Source organism: Protofrankia sp. CiP1_Cm_nod2, assembly GCF_920664355.1.
Lineage (GTDB): Bacteria > Actinomycetota > Actinomycetes > Frankiales > Frankiaceae > Protofrankia.
On the sequence record NZ_CAKKTL010000251.1, the window covers coordinates 4,707 to 6,616 of the forward strand.

Annotated in this window: 5 protein-coding genes; 2 read left to right on the top strand and 3 right to left on the bottom strand. The window is 67.4% G+C overall.

What is annotated here, in order from left to right:
- Nucleotides 1-252 (top strand): hypothetical protein (locus NBW84_RS20735; protein WP_445548790.1); only part of this gene is annotated, 252 nt, incomplete at its 5' end.
- 17 nt (nucleotides 253-269) lie between these two features.
- On the opposite strand, the gene NBW84_RS20740 is transcribed toward NBW84_RS20735, so the two are convergent.
- The 3 genes from NBW84_RS20740 to NBW84_RS20750 all read right to left on the bottom strand — a co-directional run bounded on the left by NBW84_RS20740 (nucleotide 270) and on the right by NBW84_RS20750 (nucleotide 1,374).
- Nucleotides 270-545 (bottom strand): type II toxin-antitoxin system RelE family toxin, encoded by a 276-nt coding sequence (locus NBW84_RS20740; RefSeq protein WP_250286575.1) that lies wholly within the window; start codon nucleotides 543-545, stop codon nucleotides 270-272.
- Nucleotides 542-850 carry a type II toxin-antitoxin system Phd/YefM family antitoxin gene (locus NBW84_RS20745; protein ID WP_250286576.1) on the bottom strand — a complete coding sequence of 103 codons (309 nt, stop codon included), beginning with the start codon at nucleotides 848-850 and terminating at the stop codon, nucleotides 542-544. The genes NBW84_RS20740 and NBW84_RS20745 overlap by 4 nt, the downstream gene beginning before the upstream one ends.
- Nucleotides 851-942: 92 nt before the next feature.
- Nucleotides 943-1,374 carry a hypothetical protein gene (locus tag NBW84_RS20750; protein ID WP_250286578.1) on the bottom strand — a complete coding sequence of 144 codons (432 nt, stop codon included), beginning with the start codon at nucleotides 1,372-1,374 and terminating at the stop codon, nucleotides 943-945.
- A gap of 219 nt (nucleotides 1,375-1,593) precedes the next feature.
- Here NBW84_RS20750 and NBW84_RS20755 point away from each other — a divergent pair.
- Nucleotides 1,594-1,910 (top strand): BP74-related protein (locus NBW84_RS20755; protein ID WP_250286580.1); only part of this gene is annotated, 317 nt, incomplete at its 3' end.

Consider the following 1,910-nt stretch of genomic DNA (forward strand, 5'->3'; position numbering starts at 1 on the left):
CCCCGCCCGTCGGCCCCTATCCCCGGGCCCGGGTCCCGGGCCGGGTCACCGCCGTCGTCCCCTCGGCCGCTGCCGCCGAGCGTGGCCCGGGTGGCCGACCGGACCCGCCTGTCCGCGGAACTGCTCGCCGCGCTCCTCGACGTCCAGGAACGCACCCGCGCGTCGCTGGACGACATCGAACTCGCCGACGCCCTCGCCGACCGCCTGCTCGCCCGCCGCCGCGACCGCCTCCGTCTCGCCGTCTCCCCCTGACCGGCGGCGGGGCATGTCTATCCTCGCGGCCGGTAGACGTCGGCGCGGTGCTCAATGGCGACGATGTCGACGTGGTGGTCGTCGGTGTTGATCCGATAAACAATGCGGTAGTCGCCGCGTCGCGCGCTGTACAGACCGGCGAGTTGAAGCTGGAGCGGCTTACCCACACGGTGCGGGTTGGCCGCCAGTGATCCGTACAGGAACTCGACGACGGCGGTGGCGACCTTCTCGGGCAGACGGCGCAGGGCACGCCGCGCGGGCGCGGTGAAGGCGATCTCGTAGGGGGCGCTCACCGGCCGGTCGCGAGGCGGAGCGCGTCCTCCTTGCTCAGGACGGTCGCCCCCGCGTCCTCGAGATCGTCGAGGGCTTCCCGGATGTCGGCCATCAGACGGGTGCTGGCCATGACGTCGAGGGTTTCCTCCAGTGACTCCAGGTCGTCGACACTGATGACGATCGCGGCAGGCCTGCCATGCCTGGTGATCACAACACGGCCGTGCTCACGTTCGACGCTGTCCACCACCTCCGAGAGCCTGTTCTTCACCTCTGCCAGCGGCATCTGTTCCACGATCGACATGGCTAGAAGTATAGCTAATTTCACCGCCGTCCGCCGAGGGCTCCGGCGGACGGCGGTGGGGCGCACGCCGGCCGGGAAGGGTGTGCGCCTCGCCGTGGTCGTCGGGTGGGGCGGGATCAGTCCGGGAGACGGTCCAGGAGCCAGGTGGACAGTTCCGCTGTGATGGCCGTGTGGCCGGTGTTGGTGGTGGAGCAGACGAAGTCGTCCAGTTCGCTGTCATCCGGCGGAAGATCGTTGATGTTCGTGTACAGATTGGCCTGCCGGTCGAGGTCACGGACGGCGACCGCGCTGACCGAGGGGACGAAGCAGACCGTGGGATGGCGCAGCTCCACCCGGCCGCCGTTCTCCTCCAGCGCGTGGGCGAGGATCCGATAGGAGTCGAGCGTGCCGCCGGGCGCGCCGTCGAGCTCCGGGAACCCGTCGGTGGTGATCGTCCTGCTGGATCTCGTTGTTGTCGCTGTCGTAGTGCCGCCAGAGCATCTGGCGCGCGGCCGTGCTGTTCCGATCCGTCGATGAATCCGGTCGCACCGGCCACGGTGGCACAACACATCGCAATTTTCCACCGCCGCTGGAGAATGGCGTGCCCAGAGCTCGGCTGATTGGTCGCCTGGGCCGTCCGAGCACGAGACAGCCCGATCTCACGGTACCTGTGGGAGTGTTGACGGACGCGCGTCGCGACCGCCAACATCGGCTCGGCCGACCGGCCGGGCGGTGCCGTGACGGGCCATTCGGTTTATTCATGCCGTCAGGACGAACAGGAGTTTTTCATGGCCTATTTCGCGTTCACGGAGCGCCCGGGGCAGGAGTTCGTCTTCGAGCTCACGGACCCCGAAAAGATCACTCATGCCCGCAACATCATTTCCGGCACGGAGAAGGAGAAGGTGCACGTCGTAGGGAGGATCAGGAAGCAGCCGAAGCCCTACAACCCGAAGTACAGCTTCCATCTCGATCCGGACACCATATGGTTCTTCGACATGGCGATCGAGGTATGTGACGCCAACATGGACTATGTCGAGGAGCACCTGGACGAGGCCGGTGGGGCGTTCCTCCCCGGGGCCCACTGGTGTCCGTGGGACTCACGGGT